The organism is Blautia sp. Marseille-P2398 (assembly GCF_964240315.1).
Lineage (GTDB): Bacteria > Bacillota > Clostridia > Lachnospirales > Lachnospiraceae > Blautia_A > Blautia_A wexlerae.
Genome location: NZ_CAXSTD010000003.1, coordinates 262,368 through 282,206, shown reverse-complemented (window position 1 = coordinate 282,206; position 19,839 = coordinate 262,368). Strand labels below are relative to the sequence as shown.

Annotated in this window: 13 protein-coding genes and 1 pseudogene; 13 read left to right on the top strand and 1 reads right to left on the bottom strand. The window is 42.8% G+C overall.

Going from position 1 to position 19,839, the window contains the following annotated elements; translation table 11 throughout:
• Nucleotides 1-196 precede the first annotated feature (196 nt).
• Nucleotides 197-1,525 carry a transposase gene (locus ACESZG_RS05765; protein ID WP_055154010.1) on the top strand — a complete coding sequence of 443 codons (1,329 nt, stop codon included), beginning with the start codon at nucleotides 197-199 and terminating at the stop codon, nucleotides 1,523-1,525.
• A 252-nt stretch (nucleotides 1,526-1,777) separates the two neighbouring features.
• Nucleotides 1,778-3,022, top strand: coding sequence for a serpin family protein (locus ACESZG_RS05760; protein ID WP_055058777.1), 1,245 nt, complete (start codon nucleotides 1,778-1,780; stop codon nucleotides 3,020-3,022).
• A 168-nt stretch (nucleotides 3,023-3,190) separates the two neighbouring features.
• Here the strand turns inward: ACESZG_RS05760 and ACESZG_RS05755 are convergent.
• Nucleotides 3,191-3,472: pseudogene (locus ACESZG_RS05755) on the bottom strand (transposase); the annotation flags it as partial.
• Nucleotides 3,473-3,626: 154 nt separating this feature from the next.
• Between ACESZG_RS05755 and mutS the strand changes: the two are divergent.
• The 11 genes from mutS (at nucleotide 3,627) to ACESZG_RS05700 (ending at nucleotide 19,792) form a co-directional block, all read left to right on the top strand.
• Nucleotides 3,627-6,242 carry a DNA mismatch repair protein MutS gene (gene mutS, locus ACESZG_RS05750; RefSeq protein WP_373217733.1) on the top strand — a complete coding sequence of 872 codons (2,616 nt, stop codon included), beginning with the start codon at nucleotides 3,627-3,629 and terminating at the stop codon, nucleotides 6,240-6,242.
• Between the two features lie 6 nt (nucleotides 6,243-6,248).
• The gene (gene mutL / locus ACESZG_RS05745; protein WP_373217724.1) at nucleotides 6,249-8,294 is read left to right on the top strand and encodes a DNA mismatch repair endonuclease MutL; all 2,046 of its coding nucleotides are present in this window, start codon (nucleotides 6,249-6,251) and stop codon (nucleotides 8,292-8,294) included.
• A gap of 20 nt (nucleotides 8,295-8,314) precedes the next feature.
• Nucleotides 8,315-9,259 (top strand): tRNA (adenosine(37)-N6)-dimethylallyltransferase MiaA, encoded by a 945-nt coding sequence (gene miaA / locus ACESZG_RS05740; RefSeq protein WP_026648692.1) that lies wholly within the window; start codon nucleotides 8,315-8,317, stop codon nucleotides 9,257-9,259.
• 95 nt (nucleotides 9,260-9,354) lie between these two features.
• A complete protein-coding gene (locus ACESZG_RS05735) occupies nucleotides 9,355-10,629 on the top strand; it encodes a methionine gamma-lyase family protein (protein WP_008703188.1) in 1,275 nt (424 codons plus the stop codon).
• Nucleotides 10,626-11,816 (top strand): NAD(P)/FAD-dependent oxidoreductase, encoded by a 1,191-nt coding sequence (locus ACESZG_RS05730; protein ID WP_118341867.1) that lies wholly within the window; start codon nucleotides 10,626-10,628, stop codon nucleotides 11,814-11,816. The genes ACESZG_RS05735 and ACESZG_RS05730 overlap by 4 nt, the downstream gene beginning before the upstream one ends.
• Nucleotides 11,813-13,408, top strand: a complete 1,596-nt coding sequence (locus tag ACESZG_RS05725; RefSeq protein ID WP_144137142.1) for an NAD(P)/FAD-dependent oxidoreductase — start codon at nucleotides 11,813-11,815, stop codon at nucleotides 13,406-13,408. The genes ACESZG_RS05730 and ACESZG_RS05725 overlap by 4 nt, the downstream gene beginning before the upstream one ends.
• A gap of 300 nt (nucleotides 13,409-13,708) precedes the next feature.
• Nucleotides 13,709-14,428, top strand: coding sequence for a DNA repair protein RadC (gene radC / locus ACESZG_RS05720; protein ID WP_008703183.1), 720 nt, complete (start codon nucleotides 13,709-13,711; stop codon nucleotides 14,426-14,428).
• A 22-nt stretch (nucleotides 14,429-14,450) separates the two neighbouring features.
• The gene (locus ACESZG_RS05715) at nucleotides 14,451-15,464 is read left to right on the top strand and encodes a rod shape-determining protein (protein ID WP_008703181.1); all 1,014 of its coding nucleotides are present in this window, start codon (nucleotides 14,451-14,453) and stop codon (nucleotides 15,462-15,464) included.
• 17 nt (nucleotides 15,465-15,481) lie between these two features.
• Nucleotides 15,482-16,393 carry a rod shape-determining protein MreC gene (mreC, locus tag ACESZG_RS05710; protein ID WP_020993912.1) on the top strand — a complete coding sequence of 304 codons (912 nt, stop codon included), beginning with the start codon at nucleotides 15,482-15,484 and terminating at the stop codon, nucleotides 16,391-16,393.
• Nucleotides 16,383-16,913 (top strand): rod shape-determining protein MreD, encoded by a 531-nt coding sequence (gene mreD, locus ACESZG_RS05705; protein ID WP_008703177.1) that lies wholly within the window; start codon nucleotides 16,383-16,385, stop codon nucleotides 16,911-16,913. Before mreC ends, mreD begins: the two co-directional genes overlap by 11 nt.
• The gene (locus tag ACESZG_RS05700; protein ID WP_373217720.1) at nucleotides 16,898-19,792 is read left to right on the top strand and encodes a penicillin-binding transpeptidase domain-containing protein; all 2,895 of its coding nucleotides are present in this window, start codon (nucleotides 16,898-16,900) and stop codon (nucleotides 19,790-19,792) included. The genes mreD and ACESZG_RS05700 overlap by 16 nt, the downstream gene beginning before the upstream one ends.
• Nucleotides 19,793-19,839 lie beyond the last annotated feature (47 nt).

Genomic DNA, 19,839 nt, shown 5'->3' with positions numbered 1-19,839 from the left:
GAAAAATCCATGCAGAAGTAAATTCTACAGGTATAGAATTTACTCTTGCAAGGTAGAATTTAAAAATACATTTAACCGTGATGAGTTAGACGCGCAATTTTTTTGTTAAAAAAAGAACGTATGTTTACAGAATGCGATATCTATGGTACAATTTGTTCATAGCACAAAATAAAAAAACAGTTCAGAGGAGAAGAAAATGCAGACGGTATCCAGTTATGGTGTGGAAATACGAAAACAGAATATCCCAATCCGCCAGACACTGGAAATCTATCGTCAGGCGGTCAGCTATCTGACGGAAATCTATGAACAGGTGTGGGCAGAACTGAAAATGATCCCGGAAGCAAAAAAACGCTTTAATGCAGCAGAACATCTGATTCACACAACGAAAAAGAACCATGCCCACTTTGATTTTGACATCCGTTTTCCGAAGATGCCTTCTTATCTCAGGAGAGCTGCCATCCAGCATGCACTGGGAAGTGTATCGTCCTATGAAAGCCGGATGGAACAGTGGGAGGCAGCGGGAGAACTCTCCGGGAAACCGAATTTTACCTGTGAAAACCATGCCATGCCGGTCTTTTACCGGGATGTGATGTACCGCGAAGGGACAGAGGGAAAAGATGAGGCATACCTGAAACTGTATGACGGGCATGACTGGAGATGGTTCCGTGTGTGTTTGAGTCATACGGATATGGAATACCTGCGCAGGAACTGGTATGGAAAAAAAGCATCAGCCCCGACACTGGAAAAAAGACACCATAAATATTTCCTGCGTTTTTCCTATACAGAAGAAGTGGCACTTACTCAGACACCTGTAAGGGAACAGATCATCTGCAGCGTGGATCTGGGAATCAATACGGATGCAGTCTGTACCATCATGCGGGCAGACGGAACTGTCCTGGGGAGAAAGTTTATTGACTTCCCCAGTGAAAAAGACCGTATGTACCGCACACTGGGACGGATCCGGAGATTCCAGAGGGAACATGGATCTGCGCAGGCAGGAGAAAGGTGGGCATACACCAGACGTCTGAATATAGAATTAAGCAGAAAGATCGCAGGGGCAGTTGCAGAATATGCATGGGAGAATCATGCAGATGTGATCGTATTTGAGTATCTGGAAATGAACGGAAAGATATCGGGAAGTAAGAGGCAGAAACTGCAGCTTTGGAGAAAACGGGATATCCAGAAACGGTGTGAACATCAGGCACACAGGAAAGGGATGCGCATATCCAGGATCTGTGCATGGAATACGAGCAGGCTTGCGTATGATGGATCAGGGATAGTCCTGCGTGACTGGAGAAATCACAGCCTCTGCGCATTTCAGACGGGAAAAAGATATAACTGTGACCTGTCAGCTTCTTATAATATCGGGGCCAGATATTTTATCCGTGAACTTTTAAAACCCCTTCCGGCAACGGAAAGGTCTTTGCTGGAGGCAAAAGTCCCTGCAGTAAAGCGTAGAACCTCATGTGTTTATGCAGATCTAAGAGAACTCAGTTCTGAGATGGGACTCTTAATGGCTGCATAGATGCAGGCAGATATACAGCGGACTACCTGTAATGTGGGGACCTGCCATATCTGGCATGGAAAAAAGCGCATATCTGCGCAAATCTAAGTTACAGGCGTATCCGCCGATATTTAGTCTGACGCCTAAAGCGTCTGGAAGCACGTGACTTCAGTCATGTGAGGACATAATTCACGGTATTCTATTTTCCACAGATTACAAAACCGAAAGAAAAATATGTTAAACTAAAGAAAATGCCAGAGGAGGAAATGCCTTATGATAAGAAAACAACTCTTAATCGGAATACTGGCAGCTATGACTGTCGCACTGCCAACTGTCGGCATATATGCCGGTTCCGCAGAAGCCAGTGAAATCCAAAGCAGCAATGAAGACACGGTGTCCGGTAATAAAGGAGCCAGTATCGACAAAGCCGTGACATTACAGAATTCCGTAAAAATGACAGACCAAATCTCTGCGGCAGTCAATGGAGAAAATATTATGTTCAGTCCCACAAGCCTTAATTTTGCGCTGGGCATGATCGCAGAAGGTGCAAAAGGAGAGACAAAAGAAGTTCTATGTAATTACCTGGGAACCGATGATTTTGCATCTTATGCAAAGGAATATCTGAACAAGATTAAAGAATATAATACTGAAGATGAGAGTTACGGATATAAGTCAAAATTAAAGATTGCAGATGCAGTCTGGGTGGATAATAATCTGACATTACAGGAAGAATTTAAAAATTCAGTAACGAACGGTTTTGGGGCTGAAGTGGAAAATGTAGATTTTTCCGCTGCAGAGAAAACATGCGGTATCATTAATTCCTGGTGTGACAAAAATACGGAAGGGCTGATCCCGAAAATCATAACCCCGGATCTGATCAATGATACTACCGGACTGTGCTTAACTAATTCACTATATTTTGAGTCCGGATGGAGTGGAGAACCCTGGAATGTTTCTGATACAGAAGAGAAGTTTGGAAACAATGAAAAGACAAAATACATGACCTGTGCCGGAGACAGGTATTATGAAAATGATAAGGCAACAGCATTTGGCAGAGAGTATGCAAACGGACTGAGTTTTGTCGGAATCCTGCCTGTCGATGAAGGCGATTTTACACTTGAGGATCTGGATATTGGTGGACTTCTGAAATCTCAGCCAGAGTATGACGAAGTACAATGTAAGATGCCAAAACTTGATTTTGAGACTACCGCCATCCTAAATGACATACTCTCAAGCCTGGGGCTTGATAATATATTTTCCAGCAACGCTGATTTCTCCGGTATTGCAGACAAAAATGTAAATGTAGATACGATACTGCAGAAAACAAAACTGGAACTGGATGAAAACGGCACGAAAGCAGCAGCAGTGACAGCAGTTATCATGGAATGTATGTCAGCTGTAGAGGAGAAAGAACCAGTTATCAAAAATGTGGAACTCACTCGTCCTTTTGCCTTCCTGATCTATGACAGGAGCAATGACGAAATACTGTTTATGGGAAAAGTAATGACAGTTTCCTGATGAAAAGGGAGACTGTGAGAAAAAGTCTGTAAATAAGATTCTTCTATGATATGCAAGGGTGGCAAGCCTGAAAATCAGGCTTCTCACTCTTGTTTTATATATAACAGTTGTTGAATGGCATGTCAAGAGCAGGCGGTTTTCCGCCCGTCTTATTCGCCCGTTTATTCGTTACTCTGGGAGGCGTCCTTCGTACATAATACTCAGTTCACCATACACCTGTGCCCAGTTGCGGATCGTACTGGTCCATTTCTTTGTAGCTTCAAATGTAGCAAGATACAGTGCCTTTAATAGAGCTGTATCGCTTGGAAATACGCTTCTCTGGCGATTCAGTTTCCGGTAGGTAGAATTCAGGGATTCAATAGCATTTGTAGTATAAATCACCGTTCTGACCGTCGTTGAAAATTTAAAGATCGGCGAGATTGCGTCCCAGTTATCCTTCCAGCGCTTCATTTTAGGGATAGAATAAATGTTTATACTCTATCTTGCATCTTCTATTTATTCATGTTAAAATCTTAAGATGTCAAAAATACAATATATACGAGATAAAAAACAGCAGTGAGCTGTTATGAAGATAGGAGATAACAATTAAATGGCAATGAGTCCGATGATGCAGGAATACTGCAAGACAAAGGAACAATATAAAGACTGCATTTTATTCTACCGTCTGGGAGATTTTTATGAAATGTTTTTTGATGATGCATTACTTGTCACCAGGGAACTGGAGATTACCCTTACAGGAAAGGACTGCGGATTAGAGGAGAGGGCACCCATGTGTGGTGTCCCTTATCATGCTGCGGAGACTTATATTAATCGTCTGATCGAGAGAGGACATAAGGTAGCGATCTGTGAGCAGGTAGAGGATCCTAAAAAAGCCAAAGGACTGGTAAAGCGTGAGGTTGTAAGGATCGTAACCCCAGGAACCACACTGGATGCTGCTGCTCTTGATGAGACAAAGAATAATTACCTGATGTCTATTGTGTCTATGGAAGAACATTTCGGATGCGCTATTGCAGACATTACAACAGGTGACTGTTTCCTTACTGAGGTGGACAAACCTCAGAAACTTCTTGATGAGATCAATAAATTTGTTCCTGCAGAGATTATCTGTAATGATTCTTTTTATATGTCTAATATAGATACAGATGACTTGAAGAACCGTCTTGGGATCTGTGTTTTTTCATTGGATTCCTGGTATTTCGATGACGAGTTGTGCCGCCGCACGCTAAAAGATCATTTTCATGTAGGTTCTCTGGAGGGATTGGGCGTTGGTGATTATGACTGCGGGATCATTGCTGCAGGAGCTCTTTTCTTATATCTGAAAGAAACCCAGAAAACAGCCTTGTCCCATATGACAACTATCCGTCCCTATGCAGCAGAGAAATATATGCTTATTGACAGTTCCAGCCGCAGGAATCTGGAACTTGTGGAAACCCTGAGGGAGAAACAGAAAAGAGGTTCTCTTCTCTGGGTACTGGATAAGACAAAAACAGCAATGGGGGCAAGAACTCTCCGCAGTTATGTGGAGCAGCCACTGATCGACAGAGATGAAATCGAACAACGTCTGGAAGCACTGGAAGAGTTAAATAAAAATGGAATGCTTCGCGACGAGATCAGGGAATATCTGGGACCTGTCTATGATCTGGAACGACTGATCAGCCGTATCAGTTATAAGTCAGCTAATCCGCGGGATCTGATCGCTTTTGCTTCTTCACTGGAAATGCTTCCATATATAAAACAGGTATTAAAAGAATTTAAGACTCCCCTGCTTCAGAAAATTTATGAAGATATGGACTCTCTGGAAGATGTAACAGATCTGATTAAACGTGCCATCGTGGAAGATCCGCCTCTTGCACAGAAGGATGGAGGCATTATTAAAGAGGGCTATAATGAAGATGTAGATAAATTCCGCCGTTCCAGAACAGATGGCAAAAAATGGCTTTCCGAACTGGAAGCAAGGGAACGTGAGCGTACCGGTATCAAGACAATGAAGATTAAATATAATCGTGTATTCGGTTATTCACTGGAGGTTACCAATACATTTAAAGACCAGGTACCTGACAACTATATTCGTAAGCAGACACTTTCTAATGCAGAACGTTACATTACACAGGAATTGAAGGAATTGGAAGATTTAATTCTTGGTGCAGAGGACAAGCTTTATGCGCTGGAATATGAATTATTCTGTAATGTACGTGATACTGTCGGTAAAGAGGTTGTGCGTATTCAGAAAACAGCCAAGGCAGTAGCCGCATTAGATGTGTTTGCTTCTCTTGCACTGGTTGCAGAACGAAATCATTTTGTGCGTCCAAAAACAAACACAACAGGTGTGATTGACATCAAGAATGGCCGTCATCCGGTTGTAGAGCAGATGATTGAGAACGATATGTTTATTGCAAATGACACATATCTGGACAACCATAAAAAAAGAGTATCCATTATCACAGGCCCAAATATGGCAGGTAAGTCTACATATATGAGACAGACTGCCCTGATCGTACTGATGGCACAGATTGGAAGCTTTGTCCCTGCTGAAAAAGCAAACATCGGAATTGTTGACAGAATCTTTACACGTGTAGGTGCATCAGATGACCTGGCAAGTGGTCAGAGTACATTTATGGTGGAGATGACAGAAGTTGCCAATATTTTGAGAAATGCAACTGCAAGAAGCCTTCTGATCCTTGATGAGATTGGACGTGGTACGAGTACTTTCGATGGACTTGCCATTGCGTGGGCGGTAATCGAACATATCAGCAACACCAAGCTCTGTGGTGCCAAGACTTTATTTGCAACTCATTATCATGAGCTTACCGAGTTGGAGGGAAAAATCCCAGGAGTGAATAACTACTGTATTGCAGTTAAAGAAAAAGGAGACGATATCGTATTCTTACGTAAAATTGTTCAGGGTGGTGCAGATAAGAGCTATGGTATTCAGGTTGCCAAGCTGGCAGGTGTGCCTGATTCTGTAATCCAGCGTGCGAAGGAACTGGTAGAGGAGCTCAGTGATGCGGATATTACGGCAGCAGTAAAGGATTTAACCACGACGAAAAAGAAGAAGCCGGTATATGATCAGATGGATATGGCACAGATGTCCCTGTTTGATACCGTTAAAGATGATGACATCATAGAAGAAATCAAGGGTCTTGATATGGGAAACATGACTCCTATCGAGGCAATGAATACACTTTATAACCTACAGAACAAGATTAAGAACAGATGGTGATAAAAGTTGAGAAAAATTGCAGTATTAGACCAGCAGACCATAGATAAGATCGCTGCCGGTGAGGTAGTGGAACGTCCGTCCTCCATTGTGAAGGAGCTTGTGGAGAATGCAATTGATGCAGGAGCAACTGCTGTAACAGTGGAGATCACAGACGGCGGCAAAAAGATGATACGTATCACAGATAATGGCGGGGGTATGGAAAGAGATCAGGTACCCCTGGCATTTTTGCGTCATGCCACCAGTAAGATTGAGAAGGTTGAGGATCTGGAACACATTGCGTCTCTTGGATTTCGCGGTGAGGCTTTGTCCAGTATTGCCGCTGTTGCACAGGTGGAACTGATCACAAAGACCCCATCTGCATTAAGCGGAGTCCGCTATGTGATCAATGGTGGTGTACAGGAGTCTTTAGAGGATATGGGGGCTCCGGAAGGAACTACTTTCCTGGTGAGAAACCTTTTTTATAATACACCTGCAAGAAGCAAGTTCCTGAAATCAGATACTACGGAGGGAAATTATGTCAGCACTTTGATGGAACAGCTGGCATTGTCCCATCCTGAGATTTCTTTTAAATATATCCAGAATAAACAGGTGAAGCTTCACACATCCGGTAATTACAATATAAAAGATGTGATTTATAATATATATGGAAGAGATATTACCAAAGCACTTCTTGAAGTATCCTACGAGAATGATTTCATGAAGATTGAGGGTTTTGTGGGAAAACCGGAGATTTCCAGAGGCAACCGTACTTTTGAGAATTACTATATTAACGGACGCTTTGTAAAAAACAGGATCATTGCAAAGGGAATCGAGGATGCCTATAAGGGGTTTCTTATGCAACATAAGTTTCCGTTTGTTTCGCTTCATATTCAGATGGAGGGAAATGATTTGGACGTAAATGTACATCCAAGTAAGATGGAAGTACGGTTTGCCAGAGGAACGGAAGTTTACGATGCCGTTTATGAGACAGTTCATAAGGCGCTTACTACAAGAGAAATGATCCAGACAGTACCTTTTGGAAAAGAAGAACCGGTAAAGAAACTGTCGTCTGTGGTGAAACCGGGGGATGTACCGGAGCCATTTGAAATGAAACGTCGTGCTGAAATGCCGGAGTATCGAACACAAGTAGCGAACACAGTTAATCGTACTTCGAATGTGTCAATAAAAGGCAATGATAGGACAGTATCTGCACCAGATACTGCTATGGATAAAAAACAGATTTCTTCTTATTCAACACTTCCGCGAGGAACTATCACTATGGCGGAACAGGCAGTACGTGAGCAAAAGATTTATCAGACAAAAGATCCTTTTACAAAAGCAGAGGAGAAGCTTTTCGAAGGAACAATAAACGATAAAAATATACATGAAAAACAGCCTGACGCAATGCAGGTAAATATGTCACAGGAAGTAGAGAAACAGCAAAAGCCACAACAGTTAGAATTGTTTGAAGAGAAACTTCTTGCTCCTGAATCCCGAAGCCGTCATCAGCTGATCGGACAGATTTTTGATACTTACTGGCTTGTTCAGTTTGAGGATAAATTTTTTATTATCGACCAGCATGCGGCACATGAAAAGATTTATTATGAACGTTTCGTAAAAAGGTTTCGTGAGCAGACAGTAGAATCCCAGTACCTCAGCCCGCCGCTGATCGTATCCCTGAATCTTCAGGAAGAAGCTCTTCTTAAGGCTAACCGTAAGTATTTCGAGGATTTTGGATTTGAGATTGAACCATTTGGCGGTAAGGAATACTGTATCAATGCAGTCCCGGCCAATCTGTACGGTCTTACGGAGGAAGAACTTTTTCTGGAAATGCTTGACAATCTTGCTTCTGAGAAGGATAAAGATCCACTTGGAATCTTTGCTTCCAGACTGGCCACCATGGCATGTAAGGCTGCGGTAAAGGGAAATCACCAGATGTCCGACCGGGAAGCAAATGCCTTGATTGATGAACTGCTCACACTGGAGAATCCCTATCACTGTCCTCATGGAAGACCGACGATTATTTCCATGACTAAAACAGAACTGGAAAAGAAATTTAAACGTATTGTATAGTTTATATATAAGGAGCTATTATGAAAAAGCCACTGATCGTTCTTACAGGACCGACGGCAGCAGGAAAAACCCATCTATCCATTGCTCTTGCGAAAGCAGTAAACGGAGAGATCATTTCTGCTGATTCCATGCAGGTCTACAAATATATGGATATTGGATCAGCTAAGATCCGGCCGGAGGAGATGCAGGGAGTAAAGCATTATCTGGTAGATGAACTGCTGCCTCAGGAAGAATTTCATATCGTGAAATTCCAGCAGATGGCAAAAGCTGCCATGGAAGAAATTTATGCCAAGGGGAAAATTCCTGTTCTGGTAGGAGGAACCGGATTTTATATACAGGCTATTACAAAGGATATTGATTTTACTCAGGCAGAGCAGGAAGACGGATACCGTCAGGAGCTGGAACAGCTTGCTGCAGAGAAGGGAAATGAATATCTGCATCAGATGCTTTTGGATGTTGATCCTGTCAGTGCCGGGGAAATCCACGCCAATAATGTAAAACGTGTGATCAGGGCACTGGAGTTTTATCATCAGAACCAGTCGCCGATCTCCGCACATAATCAGGAGCAGAAGGAACACGAAACTCCTTATAATCTGGCATATTTTGTGCTGAATGTACCAAGGGAACTTCTTTATAAACGGATTGATGACCGTATTGATGAGATGTTAAAAGAGGGACTCCTTGAGGAAGTGCAGAAGTTAAAAGATATGGGATACCACAGGGGGATGGTTTCCATGCAGGGACTTGGATATAAAGAAATCCTTGCATATCTGGATGGCGAGTATCCGTTAGAGGAAGCGGTCAGGATCCTGAAAAGAGATACCAGACATTTTGCAAAACGCCAGCTGACCTGGTTTCGCAGGGAGAAGGATACCATCTGGATGAATAAGGATGAATTTGACTATAATGAAGACAGAATCCTTGATGAAATGCTGAAGGTATGCAGGGACAGAGGAATTTTATAACCGAATTTTTCTTAAAAATCACTGATACAGAATAAGTGAAATTCAGAGATAAAATAAAGATAATAATGCAAACAGAAATGAGGACGAAACAAATTATGAAAGAAATGTACGCACAGCTTGGGATTTCTTCAGAGGTTTATGACTTTGGTCATAAGATTGAGGAATCTTTAAAAGAAAGATTTGAAAAATTTGATAAAACGGCAGAATATAACCAGATGAAGGTGCTTCTTGCCATGCAGAAAAATAAAGTAAGCGCAGAATGCTTCGGAAGTTCTTCCGGTTATGGATATGACGATATTGGCAGGGAAACACTTGAAAAGGTTTATGCAGATACTTTCCATACGGAAGCCTGTCTGGTACGCCCGCAGATCACATGCGGAACTCACGCGCTGGCCATTGCCTTATTCGGTAATCTCCGTCCGGGTGATGAACTTCTGGCACCTGCCGGAAAGCCTTACGATACTCTGGAAGAGGTAATCGGCATCCGCCCGTCAAAAGGTTCTCTCGCAGAATATGGAGTAAGTTACCGTCAGGTGGAACTGTTAGAAGACGGAACCTTTGATTATGACAGCATCCGTAAAGCAATCAATGAAAAAACACGTCTTGTGGAGATCCAGCGTTCCAAAGGATACCAGACACGTCCGTCTTTCTCTGTAAAGCAGATTGGAGAACTGATCTCTTTTGTAAAGAGTATTAAACCGGATGTGATCTGTATGGTGGATAACTGCTACGGTGAGTTTGTAGATACCATTGAGCCAAGTGATGTGGGAGCTGATATGATCGTTGGTTCTCTGATCAAAAATCCGGGCGGCGGACTTGCGCCTATCGGCGGTTATATTGCAGGTACTAAGGAGTGCGTGGAGAATGCTTCTTACAGAATGACCTGTCCCGGACTTGGCAGTGAGGTAGGCGCAACTCTGGGAGTCAACCGTTCTTTCTTCCAGGGATTTTTCCTTGCACCAATGGTTACCAAGGGGGCGTTAAAGGGAGCTGTGTTTGCGGCAAATATTTATGAGAAACTTGGATTCCCGGTAATCCCGGATTCCACAGAGCCACGTCAGGACATCATTCAGGCGGTAAGTCTTGGTACACCGGAAGGTCTGATCGCGTTCTGTAAGGGTATTCAGGCAGCAGCACCGGTTGACAGTTATGTAGATCCGGAGCCATGGGATATGCCCGGATATGACAGTCAGGTTATCATGGCAGCAGGTGCTTTTGTGCAGGGTTCTTCTATCGAACTTTCTGCAGATGGTCCGATGAAGCCTCCATATGCAGTGTATTTTCAGGGAGGACTTACCTGGGAACATGCAAAACTGGGTGTTCTGATGTCCCTGCAGAAAATGGTTGATAAAGGACTTGTAACTTTATGAAAAAAAGACAAGTAGTGATCACAGGAGCAGGAGCCTGTGGACTGATGGCAGCGATCATGGCGGCCCGAAACGGGGCAGCAGTCACTGTTCTGGAACAGAACGAGAAACCCGGAAAGAAAATCTGTGCTACAGGAAACGGCAGATGTAATTTTTCCAATCTTGCAAGACCGGATGATGCATACAGAGGCGAACATCCGGAATTTGTCGAAGATGCACTCAGAGAGTTTTCTGTCGAGAATACCATTGAGTTTTTCAAAGAGATAGGAATCTATCCTTTAAACAGGAACGGCTATCTTTATCCGAGAAGCAATCAGGCGCAGAGTGTTGTAGATGTACTGTGTATGGAGGCTGCCAGTCTGGGTGTGAAAATAAAGACAAACGAACAGGTTACAGAAATAAAAACCGGGACAAATGGAAAGAATTTCCAAATCCTGACAAAAGGATGGCACTATGATGCAGATGCACTGATACTTGCCAATGGATCCCGGGCATCTTCTGTTTCAGGTTCAGACGGCAGCGGATATATGCTGGCAGAGAGCTTTCAGCACCGCATTGTCCCGGTTTATCCGGCACTTACTGCCCTGAAGTGTAAAGGTTCTTCTTTTAAGGCATGGGCAGGCGTACGTACAGAAGGAGAGATTTCTCTTTTTACAGATGGGAAATTCTGTAAATCTGAACATGGCGAGCTACAGCTTACAGAATACGGAATCTCCGGAATCCCAGTGTTTCAGCTCAGCACTTATGCAGTACGTGCAGTCAGAGAAGGACATAAAGCAGAGCTCCGCATTAATTTCATGCCGGAGCTGTCAGAAGAAGAATTAAAGAAACTTCTGTATGCACGAAAGAAGGCATGTCCCTATAAAAAAGAAAAAGAACTTCTGGTGGGACTTTTCCCGGAAAAGCTTATCAAAATCCTTATATCACAAAAACAACTGGTTTCTGCCATAAGGGAATTTCCTCTTGAAGTGCAGGATGGTATGTCATTTTCACAGGCACAGGTCTGCTCCGGGGGAGTAGATACCTCACAGGTAAATTCTCAAACCATGGAGTCAAAGCTCTGTAGGGGTCTGTATTTTGCAGGGGAGCTTCTGGATATTGACGGTACATGCGGCGGATATAATCTGCAATGGGCATGGAGCAGCGGCGCAGTGGCCGGCAAAAATGCAGCAAAGGAGGAGAAAAATTGATTCGAATTTCACAGCTGAAACTTCCAATCACACATACAAAGGCACAGCTCGAAAAAAAGATTGCAAAAACATTAAAAAATCCCGGAAACAGTTTTACTTACGAGATAAAAAAGCAATCTCTGGACTGCAGACACAAAAATGACAAAATCTTTGTATATACTGTAGACGTAACGATCAGAGATGAACAGAAACTTGCCAAAAAAGTTAACAATAACAACATTATGTTAACAAAAGAGAAACCATATGAATTTCCCTCTCCGGGTGAGACACCTCTTTTACATTCTCCCGTTATTGTGGGAAGTGGTCCTGCAGGGCTTTTCTGCGGATGGTATCTTGCGAAGGCCGGATATTGTCCAATAATACTTGAACGCGGAGAAGAGGCTGAGAAACGTCAGAAAACAGTAGAGAATTTCTGGAAAAATGGTGTTCTTGACCCTGAGTCCAATGTACAGTTCGGAGAGGGCGGCGCCGGCACCTTTTCCGACGGAAAGCTGAACACGCTGGTAAAAGATCCTTACGGACGTAATCATGAGGTACTGAAGCGTTTCGTAGCTGCCGGCGCACCGGAAGAAATTATTTATCAGCAGAAGCCACATCTGGGAACGGATGTGCTGGTTGGTATTGTTGAAAAAATGCGTCATGAAATCGAAGAAATGGGAGGAAAATTCTGCTTCCGTTCCAAGGTGACAGATCTGATTTTTGAGAACAATACATTAAAAGAAATTGAGATCAACAATGATAAGAGAATCCCTGCACAGGTCTGTGTACTGGCACCAGGACACAGTGCAAGAGATACTTTTGAAATGTTACAGAAACGTGGTGTTTATATGGAGCCAAAGTCATTTGCAGTGGGGCTGCGTATTGAACATCCTCAGGAAATGATCAATATGGATCTTTATGGAGAGCCTGAGAATGAATTACTTGGTGCAGCCAGCTATAAAGTAACTCATAAGTGTGCAAATGGCAGAGGTGTTTATTCTTTTTGTATGTGTCCGGGCGGATATGTTGTAAATGCATCCTCTGAACCCGGTCGTCTCGCAGTGAACGGAATGAGCTATCAGGCACGTGATTCCAGAAATGCAAACAGTGCCATGATCGTCACAGTCACACCAGAAGATTTCCCGGATAAAGGAGTTCTTGGCGGCGTAGAATTTCAGCGTGATCTGGAGAAAAAAGCATGGGAGCTCGGAGAAGGAAAAATTCCTGTTCAGCTGTTTGGTGATTTTTGCAAAAATCAGGCAAGTGAAGCATTAGGAGAGGTTACTCCCTGTATGAAGGGAGAATATATACTGACAAATGTACGCTCTGTTCTGCCAAAAGCAGTAGGCGATTCTATTGAAGAAGGTGTCAGAGCCTTCGGAAAACGAATTTCCGGATTTGACAGAGAGGATGCACTGCTCAGTGGCATTGAAAGCCGTACTTCTTCTCCCGTAAGAATCGTACGTGATCAGGAGCTCACAGCAAATATGGCAGGAATTTATCCATGTGGCGAAGGTGCAGGTTACGCAGGCGGAATCACAAGTGCTGCCATGGATGGAATCAAAGTTGCTGAGACTGTATGCCGAAAATATGCGGCTATAAAAAATAATTGATCTCTTAAGCGGGATATTACCGATAACCAGTAACCCAGTAACGTTACTGTTCACTCCGTTCACAGTAACGTAGCCAAAATTCATTCCAGATTGCCTGCGGCAATGGAATTTTGGCTTGTATGTCTCGGGATTTTGGCATATTCATGCCAAAACACCTCGCGGGACAGTGGTGTGTGAACAGTAACCCAGTAACTATAAAGTTCACATAAAAATCAGAGAGGAGAGTGTACATCTCTCCTCTTTTATGCTAGAATATAATTTGCAATTTGCCCAGAGGCTTTAGAGAGCACAGGCAGACTTATGAATAATGCAAATAATATTATGAAGCAGCTTCCCAGGGAACAGCGGCCGTATGAGAAATGCTTTATGCAGGGTGAGGGTTCATTAAATGACACTGAACTGCTGGCAGTAATCCTGCGCAGCGGCACTTCAGGAAAGAATTCACTGGCACTTGCACAGGAGATCCTGAAATTTATGGAGTCGTCCTCCTATCCCGGCCTTATGGGGCTTATGCATGTATCTGTACAGGATCTTATGAAGATTCATGGAATCGGACAGGTAAAAGCAGTACAGTTAAAATGCATTGGAGAACTTTCCAAAAGAATTGCCAAGGCTGCTGCCAGACCGCAGATAGTTATGAACAATCCCTCCTCCATAGCAGCTTATTATATGGAAGAACTCCGCCATGAAGAGCAGGAACTGGTGATCTGTATGATGTCAGATGTGAAAGGACATTTTCTGGGAGATAAGATACTGACCCGGGGAACTGCAACCGGTTCGCTGGTAACACCAAGGGAAATCTTCATGGAAGCCCTGCGCCGCCATGCAGTCAGTCTGATATTGATACACAATCATCCAAGTGGTGATCCTACACCAAGTCCGGATGACTTACAGATCACAGCCAGGATTTATCAGGCGGGGGAACTGCTGGGAATACATCTGCTGGATCATATTGTGATCGGGGATCAGAGATACTGCAGCTTCAGAGAAGAAGGATTATGGAATACATGTACAGAATAAGGCAACAACAAAGGGGCAGAATATGCTATTTGAGAAAACATATGGAATAGATTTGGGAAGCAGTTCCGTAAAAGTCTATTCTTTTTTCAGAAACAAAACTTATATCGAGAAAAATATGATCGCGTCCAAGGGACACACGATCATTGCAATGGGAAATGAAGCATACGATATGTTTGAGAAATCCCCCACAGATATTACGGTTACTTCGCCAATGACATTTGGCATGATCGCTAATCTGGAACTTCAGGAGATTGTTCTTTACAGTATGATCCGAAAGATCGATCATATCCTGGGATTTGGCGCAACAATGTATTTTACTGTTCCTCTGGATATGACTGCGGTTGAGAAACGGGCATATTTTCATGTGGCGAATGGTCACTGGTTAAAGAAAAATCGCGTATTTATGGTAGAGGCACCCATTGCAGATGCCATTGCCATGGGTGTCAATCTGAAAGATCCGGAAGGAAATATGATCGTAAATATCGGTGCACAGAGTACAGAAGTATCGATCATCACCGGAGGAAAGATCATTATCAGCAGGAAAATACCGCTGGGAGGCAGACAGATGAATGAATCTGTCTGCAGTGAAATACGTAAAAGATATAATCTGCAGATTGGCACAAGGACTGCCAAGAGGCTTAAGATGGTCATGGGACGTCTCAGTGATCCGAAAAAGGAAGTACGTAAGGTTGTAGGAATTGACTGTATTTCCGGACTGCCAAGAGAAGAAATCATTTCTTCTTATGTGGTAAATGACGGTATCATGAACTGTCTGAATGAGATTGCAGCAGAGATGAAAACATTTCTGGAGCGAATTCCTCCCCAGATTTCCTACCATATTGCGAAACAGGGGATTTACATAACCGGAGGCAGTACCAGACTTCCTTATATTGATAAATACCTTGCCAGTTATACAGGATTCACCTTTAATCTGTCAGATTTTTATGAAACCTCGGCAGTTACAGGTCTGGAGAAAATAATCAGAAATAAAGAACTGCGTGAATGGGCAGTACCGGTTACGCAGAGAAAACTATAATTTTTAGGGGTGCATCAATGAAAAACCTGAAAAAGAAAGTACATTTTAGGATTAAATTAAAAAGTAAACATCTTCTGGTCATTATGTCGATCTTCTGCGTCAGCTGTATTGCTGCCACTTTTTCATCCGGCGTAACCACTGCACCGCTGCAGGATGCCGCCGGGATACTGATCGTTCCATTTGAAAACAGCATCAATCGGATCAGTTCAGTTCTGAAAGGAATGCAGGACCGTATGCGTGATAAAGAAGAAATCCTCAGTGAGAACGAAAATTTAAAGGCACAGATAGACAGTCTCACAGAACAGAACAATAAACTGATCCAGGATCAGACAGAATATGTAAGATTACAGCAGATGTATAATCTTGACCAGCAGTATACCGAATATCCAAAGATTGCTGCAGAAATCATATCCAAAGATCCGGGCAACTGGTATGATACCTTTATGATCAACCGGGGATCTGCAGACGGCATTCGTGTGGATAATAATGTACTTGCAGATAAAGGTCTGGTCGGGATCGTGACAGAGGTCGGAACTCACTGGGCGACTGTACGTTCCATTATCGATGACAGCAGCAATGTCAGTGCCATGACTGTCAGCACACAGGATAACTGTGTGGTGGAAGGAGATCTGGAACTCATCGATGAGGGTAAATTAAGCTTCAGCCAGTTGTATGACCAGAATAATAAAGTAACAGTGGGGGAACGCATCGTTACCTCCAATATCAGTGAGAAATATGTAGAGGGACTGTTTATCGGATACGTCAGTGAGGTGGAACAAAACAGCAACAATCTGACCAAAACAGGTACCATTGTCACACCTGTAGATTTCCAGCATCTGAAAAATGTACTTGTCATTACAGTAAATAAACAGGATTCTGTTAATGACAATGCTCAGGCAGCTCAGGAGGCGACTGCAAATGAAGAGTAAGATAGCGTTATTTTTTATGATCCTGATCAGTTTTCTTCTTCAGTGTACTCTTCTTCATGTGATATCCATTGGTTCTATCACGCCGAATCTGATCCTGATCCTGTGTATATCCATGGGGCTGATGCGCGGAAGAAAAAGTGGACTGTGGACAGGATTTTTCTGTGGATTTCTGGTAGACATGTTCTATGGCTCTGTGTTTGGTTTCTACGCTCTGATCTATATGTATATTGGCTTTTTAAGCGGATATGCCCACAGGATCTGCTATGATGATGACATAAAGGTTCCGGTTATGCTTGCAGGTATCGGGGATTTACTGTACGGACTTTCTGTCTATGCATTGCAGTTTCTGCTCAGGGGACGTCTGGGGCTCGGAACCTATTTATACCGGATTATTTTACCGGAGATTTTTTATACAGTGATCCTTACACTGATTGTTTACCGGGTATTTCATTATATTAATTATCATTTCATGAAGAATCCATCAATGAAGGAAAGTGAGTCTATTTGGGTACTAAAATAAAAAGATTTTTTAAAAAGATACGAATAAAACGTACCACAGTACTGGTACTGGTTTTTGTATTTATGTCAGCCTCTCTGGTCCGTCAGCTTTTTGAACTGCAGATCATCCAGGGAGAGGCTTATATCAGCAAATTTGAATCAAGAACAACAAAAAAACGTGTGATCAAAAGTACGCGTGGCAATATCTATGACAGAAATGGTGAGGAGCTGGCAACAAATGTGCTGGCTTATTCTGTTACCTTTGAGGATAATGGAACTTATGATTCTACCAGAGAAAAGAATCTTACACTGAACGGGATTGCCTATAAAGTCCTGAAAATCCTTGAGTCCAACGGGGATTCCATCAGTACCGGCTTCCATATTGTTTTGGATGAGAGCGGGAATTATGCTTTTGATGTTGATGAGGGATTTACTCTGAACCGTTTTCGTGCGGATATTTACGGAGAACCGTTGATTGATAACCTGACAAAAAAACAGAAAAATGCCACTGCAGATCAGATGATCGAGTTTATGAGCGGAAAAGAGGGATTTTCCATTGTTCTTTACGGCGATAATGCTTATACCAAAGAAGAACTGACATCCCATGGACTTCCGGAGAACCTGTCAAAGCAGGATATACTTGAGCTTTCCAAAATCCGCTATGCACTGAGCACTAACAGTTTCAAGAAGTACATGGCCGTTACGATTGCTTCAAATATAAGCGAAAAATCTGTAGCTGCAATCAGGGAAAATCAGCCGGAGCTTCAGGGAATTGACATTGTAGAGGATTCTGTCCGCAAATACATTGATGATGCAAGCATGGGACCAATTCTTGGTTATACGGGACAGGCTTCTTCAGAAGAGCTTGAAGAACTGAGACAGAAGAATCCTGATTATTCAAATGATGCGATCATCGGTAAATCGGGAATTGAGAAATATATGGAAACATCTCTTCAGGGAACAGACGGTGAAGAAACTGTCACTGTCGATAACCTTGGTAAAGTACTTAAGATTGACGACAGCACGAGAGTAGAACCTGTCGCAGGTAATGACACCTATCTTACCATAGACAGCAGCTGGCAGTCCGCTATCTACCAGATCCTGAAACAGAGAGTTGCCGGAATCCTTTTATCCAAGATTGAAGCAGCCAAAACCTATGATTTCAGTGTAAATGATGCTGCACAGATCAAGATACCGATCTATGATGTATATAATGCCCTGATTGCCAACAGTGTCATTGATATCAGTAAATTCAGTGATGCCAACGCTTCCGATACAGAAAAAAAATTATATGCCAAATTTCAACAGAAACAGCAACAGGTTTTTGATACAATAACTAACAGGCTGACAGCTGAGAATCCACCGGCCGTAAAAGATGAAGATGATCAGATCCAGGAATACCTTACTTATATCTGTGATGATCTTCTCAGAGATACGCTGGGGGTTATCTCAAAGAATGCCATTGATACCTCTGACAGTACTTATCAGAAATGGACAACCGATAAAGATATCAGTCTGAAAGATTATCTGACATATGCGGCAAGTCAGAACTGGATCGATATTTCCAAATTTTCTACAGAAGGAGATTATCTGGATTCCGATGAAGTATATCAGGCTCTTACAGATTATCTGATCGATTATCTTAAAACAGACACCAATTTCTCAAAACTTCTGTATAAGTATATGCTTCAGGAGGACACCATTTCCGGAAGCGAGATCTGTCTGGTGCTGTATGAACAGGGAGTTTTATCAAAAGATGATGGCAGTTACGAGGCACTGGCCTCCGGCTCCATGACAGCTTATGACTTTATGATCAATAAAATTTATACTCTCGAAATAGAACCTGCACAGCTTGCGCTGGAGCCATGTTCTGCTTCTGCAGTAATCACAGATGTCAAAACAGGGGATGTTCTTGCATGCGTATCCTACCCGGGATATGACAATAACCGTCTGGTAAATAACATGGATACGGATTATTATGCGAAATTATCTACAGATAAATCCAGTCCGTTTTTCAATAAAGCAACTCAACAGACAGCAGCACCGGGTTCTACATTTAAGATTCTGTCTACAATTGCCGGAATGTCTGAAGGAGTGATCGATGACGGAACATACATTAACTGTACCGGCTCCTTTGATCTTGTAACACCTCCGATCAACTGCTGGAACAAACAGGGACATGGAGAGATCGAGATCAGGGAGGCGATTGAGCAGTCCTGTAACTATTATTTCAACATGGTTGGTTTTAAACTTGGTCAGGATGCAGACGGAAACTTTTCAGAAAACCGAAGCCTGAGTGTACTGCAAAAATATGCTTCAGAGATTGGTCTGGATAAGAAAACAGGTATCGAGATCACAGAATCCGCACCTCATGTGTCAGATTCCTACGCAGTCCCGTCTTATATCGGACAGGGTACCAATGCTTATACCACCAGTCAGCTGGCACGTTATGCAACAGCGATCGCTACCAGTGGAAATGTTTATGATCTGACTTTACTTGACAGACAGACAGATTCCAAGGGTAATACTTTAAAAAAATATGAGCCGGATATCATTAATACAGTTGATGTATCACAGAATGTGTGGGATGATATTCACGACGGAATGTACCGGGTAGTACAGACTCACAGACAGTTTGACGGACTTGGCGTGGATGTGGCAGGTAAAACCGGTACAGCCGAGGTAAATGTTTATCATCCAAACCATGGTATGTTTGTGGGATATGCCCCGGCTTCAGATCCTGAATATGCGATTGCAGTGCGTATTGAGAATGGATATACTTCCGGTAATGCGTGTCTTGCAGCTGATGATATTTTTAAATATATCTTTGAATTAACTGATGAAAAGTCTATTCTTACCGGTGTTGCGGCAAGTGATACCAGTGACACTTCGAATGACTGAAACTACCATACAGGAGAATACCAGAAGAATGGAAATTTTTTCAGGGA

What these genes read in the sequence shown, in the direction of transcription:
- ACESZG_RS05765 (WP_055154010.1), top strand. Translation starts at nt 197, where the DNA reads ATGCAGACGGTATCCAGTTATGGTGTGGAAATACGAAAACAGAATATC.
- ACESZG_RS05760 (WP_055058777.1), top strand. Translation starts at nt 1,778, where the DNA reads ATGATAAGAAAACAACTCTTAATCGGAATACTGGCAGCTATGACTGTC.
- mutS (WP_373217733.1), top strand. Translation starts at nt 3,627, where the DNA reads ATGATGCAGGAATACTGCAAGACAAAGGAACAATATAAAGACTGCATT.
- miaA (WP_026648692.1), top strand. Translation starts at nt 8,315, where the DNA reads ATGAAAAAGCCACTGATCGTTCTTACAGGACCGACGGCAGCAGGAAAA.
- ACESZG_RS05735 (WP_008703188.1), top strand. Translation starts at nt 9,355, where the DNA reads ATGAAAGAAATGTACGCACAGCTTGGGATTTCTTCAGAGGTTTATGAC.
- ACESZG_RS05730 (WP_118341867.1), top strand. Translation starts at nt 10,626, where the DNA reads ATGAAAAAAAGACAAGTAGTGATCACAGGAGCAGGAGCCTGTGGACTG.
- radC (WP_008703183.1), top strand. Translation starts at nt 13,709, where the DNA reads ATGAATAATGCAAATAATATTATGAAGCAGCTTCCCAGGGAACAGCGG.
- ACESZG_RS05715 (WP_008703181.1), top strand. Translation starts at nt 14,451, where the DNA reads ATGCTATTTGAGAAAACATATGGAATAGATTTGGGAAGCAGTTCCGTA.
- mreC (WP_020993912.1), top strand. Translation starts at nt 15,482, where the DNA reads ATGAAAAACCTGAAAAAGAAAGTACATTTTAGGATTAAATTAAAAAGT.
- mreD (WP_008703177.1), top strand. Translation starts at nt 16,383, where the DNA reads ATGAAGAGTAAGATAGCGTTATTTTTTATGATCCTGATCAGTTTTCTT.